Below are 6,675 nucleotides of genomic sequence, written 5' to 3'. Positions count from 1 at the left end.
TGCGGGTGGACAAGAAGACCCGGGGCGACCGGCTGCGTTTCATCGTGCTGGACGGTCTGGCCCGGCCCGCCGTGCTGGAAGGCCCGGACCCGGCGATGCTCCTCGCCGCCCACGCGGAGATCGCCGCGTGAGCGCCGCCGGGGCACCGCGGAAGGTGCTCGTCCTCAACGGTCCCAACCTCGGCCGGCTGGGCTCGCGCGAGCCCGACGTCTACGGCTCCACCTCCTACGCCGGGCTCGTCGAGCGCTGCACCGCGCTGGGGAAGGAGCTGGGCCTGGAGGCGGATGTCCGCGAGACCAACGACGAGGGCGAGATGATCCGGTGGCTCCACGAGGCCGCCGACGGGTCGATCCCGGTCGTCCTCAACCCCGGGGCGTTCACCCACTACTCGTACGGGATGCGCGACGCCGCCGCCCAGCGCACCGCGCCGCTGATCGAGGTGCACATCTCCAACCCGTACGCCCGCGAGGAGTTCCGCCACACCTCGGTCGTGGGGGCCGTGGCCTCGGGCACCATCGCGGGCTTCGGCATCGGCTCCTACGAACTGGCCCTGCGCGCCCTGGCCGACCAGTTGCGGGACTGAGACGAACCACGGGCACCACTCCGTCCCGCCGGCCGTTCACACGGCACCGGCCGGGGAAGGTACCGTTCGGTGCCGGACAGACGAGGTGACGTCCGGCCGGGCCCACACCGGGCCCGGCCGCCGCGCCCGGACGGAAAGGGAGTTGGGACCGGATGCAGCAGTACGGGACGCAGCGGCCCGTCCCGCCCTCGGGCTCACCCCAGGGCCACCCCCAGGGACATCCACCGCACCACCACCCCCACGCGCAGCCGCCGCCCGCCGTCCACCCCGGCTGGAACACCCCGCGGCAGGTCCCGCCGCCTCCGCCGCCCCAGGCTCCCCCCGCCGCTCCGCGCCCGGCTCCGGCGCCTCCGCACCCGGCCCCTCCGCATCCGGGTCCGCATCCGGGTTCCGCGCCCACCCCGGCGCCCCCGCCGCAGGCCCCGGACGCCACCGGGCACCTCCGGCTGCCGCCCGGTGCGCCGGTGCAGATATCGGGCACGGCCGATCCGGCCGCCGGGCCCGTCACGGTGGAGGCCGCGCACACCGCCGCCGTCGCCGTCCTGCTCATCGGCCCGGCCGGCGCGGGCAAGACCACCGTCGCCCGGTACTGGGCGGACACCCGCCGGGTGCCCACCGCGCACATCAGCCTCGACGACGTCCGCGAGTGGGTCCGCTCCGGCTTCGCCGACCCCCAGTCCGGCTGGAACGAGCACTCCGAGGCCCAGTACCGCCTCGCCCGCCGCACCTGCGGCTTCGCCGCCCGCAACTTCCTGGCCAACGGCATTTCCTGCATCCTGGACGACGCCGTCTTCCCCGACCGGCCCGTCGTCGGCCTCGGCGGCTGGAAGCGCCACGTCGGCCCCGGCCTGATCCCCGTCGTGCTGCTGCCCGGCCTGGAGGTCGTGCTGGAGCGCAACGCCGAGCGCAGCGGCAACCGCCGCCTGTCCGACGAGGAGGTCGCCCGCATCCACGGGCGGATGGCGGGCTGGTACGGCTCCGGGCTGCCGATCATCGACAACTCCCGCCAGGACGTGGCCACCACCGCCCGGCTGCTGGACGAGGCCGTGGCCCGCGCCCTCACCAGTCCGCCGAGCTGGTAGCGCGCCCCGGGGCGGCGGCGCGCACCGCCCGTCCGGACGTGTCGGGACGCCCCCGCACGCCACCGTGCGTACGCTCGGAAGCATGTCCGAGGTGCACGTGGCCCGTCGCAGCCGACTGCGCGACCGCTGGGCGGCGGCGGGCAACGAGGCCGCCCTGGTCTCCCGGCCCGCCAACATCCGCTACCTGACCGGCTGCGCCGTCCCCGGCGCGGTCCTGCTGCTCGGCCCCGGTGGCCAGGGCGGCCACGACACCCTGCTGAGCCCGGCGGAGCCCACCGCCGACGGCCGCGCGGATCCGCCGCGGAGCACCGACGACCTGCGCTGCGCCGTCCTGCCCGCGGACGTCCCCGATCCGGCCGTCGCCGCCGCCGAGCTGGCCGCCTCCGCCGGCACGGCGCTGCTGGCGGTGGAGGAGCACGACCTCACCGTGGCCCGGCACCGGGCCCTGGCCGCCGCCGCGCCCCGGCTGCGCCTGACCGATCTGGGCTGCGCGGTGGAGCAGCAGCGCCTGGTCAAGGACGAGGAGGAGCTGGCGGCCCTGCGGATCGCGGCGGAGATCACCGACCACGCTCTCGGCGAGCTGCTGGAGTCCATCCTGGTGGGCCGCACCGAGCGCCATCTGGCGCTGGAGCTGGAGCGGCGGCTGGTGGACCACGGCGCCGACGGTCCCGCCTTCCCCACCTCCGTCGCCACCGGCCGCAACTCCGGGCTTCCCGGCCACCGCCCCGGCGAGCGCCGGGTGGAGGAGGGCGACTTCCTGACCGTGCGGCTGGGCGCCCTCTACCGCGGCTACCGCTGCCAGATCGGCCGCACCTTCGTGATCGGCCCGGCCCCCGCCGACTGGCAGATCGAGCTGTACGACCTGGTCTTCGCGGCCCAGCGCGCCGGGCGGGAGGCGCTGCTCCCGGGAACGGAGTACCGTGAGGTCGACCGGGCGGCCCGCCATCCGCTGGAGGCGGCCGGGTACGGCGACGTGCTGGAGTCCCGCACCGGGCACGGTGTCGGGCTCGAAATCGGCGAGGACCCTCGGTTGTCCCCCGCGGCCATGGGTAAACTGGACGCTTGTGTGCCGGTCACCGTCGAACCGGGGGTCCACCTCCCGGGACGGGGCGGCGTCCGGATCGACGACACGCTCGTCGTCCGCCCGCAGGCGGACGGCGGACCAGAGCTACTCACCATCACGACCAAGGAACTGCTCGCCCTGTGACGCGGGCCGCGGGTCCTTCGGTCTTCCGCAGCAGCAGCAGTCTCAGGAGATTCCGCGACCGTGGCCACCACGAACGACCTCAAGAACGGCATGGTGCTCAAGCTCGAAGGGGGCCAGCTCTGGTCCGTTGTCGAGTTCCAGCACGTCAAGCCCGGCAAGGGCGGCGCCTTCGTCCGCACCAAGCTCAAGAACGTGCTCTCCGGCAAGGTGGTCGACAAGACCTTCAACGCCGGCACCAAGGTCGAGACGGCCACCGTCGACAAGCGCGGCATGCAGTTCTCCTACAAGGACGGCGCCGACTTCGTCTTCATGGACACCCAGACCTACGACCAGATGCCCATCGGCCCCGAGGTCGTCGGCGACGCCGCCAACTACCTCCTGGAGGGCCAGGAGTGCACGGTCGCCGTCTACGAGGGCAACCCGCTGTTCATCGAGCTCCCCGCCGCCGTCGAGCTGGTCATCGAGTACACCGAGCCGGGCGTCCAGGGCGACCGCTCCACCGGCGGCACCAAGCCCGCCCGGCTGGAGACCGGCCACGAGATCGGCGTGCCGCTCTTCATCACCACCGGTGAGAAGATCAAGGTCGACACCCGTTCCGGCGAGTACCTCGGCCGGGTGAACAGCTAACCGTGGCAGCCCGCACCAAGGCACGTAAACGGGCCTTCCAGATCCTGTTCGAGGCCGACCAGCGCGGCAGCGCCGTGACGGCCGTGCTGGCGGACTGGATCCGGCACGCGCGGACCGACGAGCGACAGCCGCCGGTCGGCGAGTACACGATGCAGCTCGTCGAGGGGTACGCGGAGCGCGCGGACCGGATCGACGAGCTGATCGCCACCTACGCCGTCGGCTGGACGCTGGACCGGATGCCGGCGGTGGACCGCAATCTCCTGAGGCTCGGCGCGTACGAGCTGATCTGGGAGGACGCGGTCCCCGACGCGGTGGTGATCGACGAGGCGGTGCAGCTCGCCAAGGAGTTCTCCACCGACGACTCCCCGACCTTCGTCAACGGCCTGCTGGGCCGTCTGAAGGAACTCAAGCCGACGCTGAGGCGCGTCTGACCCGCCGCCACGCGCGCACGGAGCCGCACCGGCACGGAAGGGGCCCGGGACACCGACGGTGTCCCGGGCCCCTCGTCCGTCCGCCGGGCGAGCCGCGGAAGGCGCAGTGGAAGGCGCGCTGGAGGACACCGTGGAAGACACCTTGAAGGTGCCGTGGAAGGCGCCGTGAAAAACGCGACCGCCACCGGGAGCGGACCCCTCGGACGAGGGCCCGCCCGGTGGCGGTACGTTTCTGCGGTTCCGCCGGTGCGTCACCACGGCCCTGAGGTCGCGCACGGCGGTCGGCCGCGCCGGGGATGCCGTGGAGGGGGCGTCTCAGGCCTCCTCGTGCTGGACCGCGCGACGGGCGTCGGCGTCCAGCACACCCCAGCTGATGAGCTGCTCGGTCAGCACCGAGGGCGACTGGTCGTAGATGACGGCGAGGGTGCGCAGGTCGTCCTGGCGGATCGACAGCACCTTGCCGTTGTAGTCACCGCGCTGGCTCTGGATCGTCGCGGCGTACCGCTGCAGCGGGCCCGCCTTCTCGGAGGGCACGTGGGCGAGCCGCTCCAGGTCCAGGACGAGCTTCGGCGGCGGCTCGGCGGCTCCGCCCGGCGTGCTGCCCGGCAGGAGCTCCTGCACCGGGACGCCGTAGAAGTCCGCCAGCTCGGCCAGCCGCTGCACGGTCACGGCACGGTCACCGCGCTCGTACGAGCCGACCACGACCGCCTTCCAGCGGCCCTGGGACTTCTCCTCGACACCGTGGAGGGAAAGGCCCTGCTGGGTGCGGATGGCGCGGAGCTTGGCTCCGAGCTGTTTGGCGTATTCGCTGGACATATGGCTCCCCGGGGGACGTCTTCGTAACTCACTGTGATGTTACGCAGCGTAATGTACGGCGTCAAGCCGGGCCGGTCCATACCGGGGGTGCGCGGGATGCGCGGCCCGCGCGGCAGGCCCCGGTGAGCGCCCGGGGCAGGAGCCCGGAACGGGCCTGGTACCGTTGACGACGCACCATCCGACGTCCTTTAAGGCCCGTCCCGTGAGGCGGGGAAGGAGGTCCGTTCCCCATGGACACCCCCATGGAAAAACCGGACGGAAACAGTCCCGGCCCGGTCCGCCCCGTACTGGAGGCGCCGGACATCGCGCGGGTCCTCACCCGCATCGCCCACGAGATCGTCGAACGCGCCAAGGGCGCCGACGACGTGGTCCTCCTCGGCATCCCCACCCGCGGCGCGCACCTGGCCCGGCGGCTGGGCACCAAGCTGGAGGAGATCACCGGACGGCCGCTGCCGGTCGGCTCGCTCGACATCACCATGTACCGCGACGACCTGCGCCTGCGCCCGGCCCGCGCCCTGGCCCGCACCGAGATCCCCGGCGAGGGCGTCGACGGACGCCTGGTCGTCCTGGTCGACGACGTGCTCTTCTCGGGCCGCACCATCCGGGCCGCGCTCGACGCGCTCGGCGACATCGGCCGCCCCCGCGCCGTGCAGCTCGCGGTCCTGGTCGACCGCGGCCACCGCGAACTGCCGATCCGCGCCGACTACGTCGGCAAGAACCTCCCCACGTCGCTGCGGGAGACGGTCAAGGTCCAGCTCACCGAGGAGGACGGCCGCGACGGCGTGCTCCTGGGCGTGCGCGAGACCGCTCCGGCCGGCGAGCGGTAGCGCGCGCCCCCTCCCCGAGCCCAGCAGCTCCTGCGGGCGCGCCCGCGTGCCCGCACGCCTCGACACCTCCACACACCGGAGCACATCCAGATGCCGCTCTTCCCCGGGGGCAACCCCCGGACTTCCGGTCACCTGATCTCGGCCGCCGACCTCACCCGCGACGACGCCGTGCGCATCCTCGACACCGCCGAGGAGATGGCCCGCCTCGCCGACCGGCCCATCAAGAAGCTGCCCGCGCTGCGCGGCCGCACGGTCGTCAACCTGTTCTTCGAGGACTCGACCCGCACCCGCATCTCGTTCGAGGCCGCCGAGAAGCGGCTCTCCGCCGACGTCATCAACTTCGCCGCCAAGGGGTCCTCGGTCTCCAAGGGCGAGTCCCTCAAGGACACCGCCCAGACCCTGGAGGCGATGGGCGTGGACGCCGTCGTCATCCGGCACGGCGCCTCCGGGGCCCCGTACCGCCTGGCCACCTCCGGCTGGATCGACGCCGCCGTCATCAACGCGGGCGACGGCACCCACCAGCACCCCACCCAGGCGCTGCTCGACGCGTTCACCATGCGCCGCCGCCTCGTGGGCCCGGACGCCGGGCTCGGCCGGGACCTCGCCGGCAGGCGGATCACCATCGTCGGCGACATCCTGCACAGCCGGGTCGCGCGGTCCAACGTGGACCTGCTGAACACCCTCGGCGCCCAGGTCACCCTGGTGGCCCCGCCCACCCTGCTGCCGGTCGGCGTCGAGGCCTGGCCCTGCGAGGTCTCCTACGACCTGGACGCGGTGCTGCCGAAGTCCGACGCCGTGATGATGCTGCGCGTCCAGCGCGAGCGGATGAACGCCGCCTTCTTCCCCACCGAGCGCGAGTACTCCCGCCGCTACGGCCTCGACGCGCTGCGCATGGGCCGGATGCCCGAGCACGCCGTCGTGATGCACCCCGGGCCCATGGTCCGGGGCATGGAGATCACCGCCGAGGTCGCCGACTCCGGGCGCTGCACCGTCACCGAGCAGGTCGCCAACGGCGTCTCGATCCGCATGGCCGTCCTGTACCTGCTGCTCGGCGGCTCCGACCACGCCAACGCCACCGCCCGTACCGAGGAGAGGTAACCCC

At 73.4% G+C, this 6,675-nt stretch carries 8 protein-coding genes and 1 pseudogene; 8 read left to right on the top strand and 1 reads right to left on the bottom strand.

Features of this window, described 5'->3' with window-relative positions; genetic code table 11:
- From QC029_RS05830 to nusB, 6 genes and pseudogenes are all read left to right on the top strand, one after another.
- Positions 1-131, top strand: a pseudogene (locus QC029_RS05830) (3-dehydroquinate synthase); the annotation flags it as partial.
- Positions 128-583: a type II 3-dehydroquinate dehydratase gene (gene aroQ / locus QC029_RS05825; RefSeq protein ID WP_279554315.1), complete on the top strand. Its 456-nt coding sequence runs from the start codon at positions 128-130 to the stop codon at positions 581-583. The pseudogene QC029_RS05830 and the gene aroQ, both read left to right, overlap by 4 nt.
- Before the next feature lie 152 nt (positions 584-735).
- Positions 736-1,665, top strand: a complete 930-nt coding sequence (locus QC029_RS05820) for an AAA family ATPase (RefSeq protein ID WP_279554314.1) — start codon at positions 736-738, stop codon at positions 1,663-1,665.
- An 82-nt stretch (positions 1,666-1,747) separates the two neighbouring features.
- The gene (locus tag QC029_RS05815) at positions 1,748-2,872 is read left to right on the top strand and encodes an aminopeptidase P family protein (RefSeq protein WP_279554313.1); all 1,125 of its coding nucleotides are present in this window, start codon (positions 1,748-1,750) and stop codon (positions 2,870-2,872) included.
- A 60-nt stretch (positions 2,873-2,932) separates the two neighbouring features.
- Positions 2,933-3,499, top strand: coding sequence for an elongation factor P (gene efp / locus QC029_RS05810; protein ID WP_279554312.1), 567 nt, complete (start codon positions 2,933-2,935; stop codon positions 3,497-3,499).
- 2 nt (positions 3,500-3,501) lie between these two features.
- Positions 3,502-3,930 carry a transcription antitermination factor NusB gene (gene nusB / locus QC029_RS05805; RefSeq protein ID WP_279554311.1) on the top strand — a complete coding sequence of 143 codons (429 nt, stop codon included), beginning with the start codon at positions 3,502-3,504 and terminating at the stop codon, positions 3,928-3,930.
- 315 nt (positions 3,931-4,245) lie between these two features.
- Here nusB and bldD read toward each other — a convergent pair whose 3' ends face one another.
- A complete protein-coding gene (gene bldD / locus QC029_RS05800; RefSeq protein ID WP_093662576.1) occupies positions 4,246-4,746 on the bottom strand; it encodes a transcriptional regulator BldD in 501 nt (166 codons plus the stop codon).
- 230 nt (positions 4,747-4,976) lie between these two features.
- On the opposite strand from bldD, the gene pyrR reads away from it, so the two are divergent.
- Positions 4,977-5,573, top strand: a complete 597-nt coding sequence (gene pyrR / locus QC029_RS05795) for a bifunctional pyr operon transcriptional regulator/uracil phosphoribosyltransferase PyrR (protein WP_279554309.1) — start codon at positions 4,977-4,979, stop codon at positions 5,571-5,573.
- Between the two features lie 90 nt (positions 5,574-5,663).
- Positions 5,664-6,671: an aspartate carbamoyltransferase catalytic subunit gene (locus tag QC029_RS05790; RefSeq protein ID WP_279554308.1), complete on the top strand. Its 1,008-nt coding sequence runs from the start codon at positions 5,664-5,666 to the stop codon at positions 6,669-6,671.
- Positions 6,672-6,675: the final 4 nt, after the last annotated feature.

Origin of the sequence: Streptomyces sp. DH37 (genome assembly GCF_029813835.1) — a bacterium.
GTDB lineage: Bacteria > Actinomycetota > Actinomycetes > Streptomycetales > Streptomycetaceae > Streptomyces.
Note: the sequence above shows the minus strand (reverse complement) of the source record. Positions and strands in the feature narration are given on the sequence as shown.

Excerpts from the sequence above, each read along its gene's own strand:
- QC029_RS05815 (WP_279554313.1), top strand. The coding sequence starts at position 1,748 with ATGTCCGAGGTGCACGTGGCCCGTCGCAGCCGACTGCGCGACCGCTGG.
- QC029_RS05820 (WP_279554314.1), top strand. The coding sequence starts at position 736 with ATGCAGCAGTACGGGACGCAGCGGCCCGTCCCGCCCTCGGGCTCACCC.
- bldD (WP_093662576.1), bottom strand. The coding sequence starts at position 4,746 with ATGTCCAGCGAATACGCCAAACAGCTCGGAGCCAAGCTCCGCGCCATC.
- QC029_RS05790 (WP_279554308.1), top strand. The coding sequence starts at position 5,664 with ATGCCGCTCTTCCCCGGGGGCAACCCCCGGACTTCCGGTCACCTGATC.
- pyrR (WP_279554309.1), top strand. The coding sequence starts at position 4,977 with ATGGACACCCCCATGGAAAAACCGGACGGAAACAGTCCCGGCCCGGTC.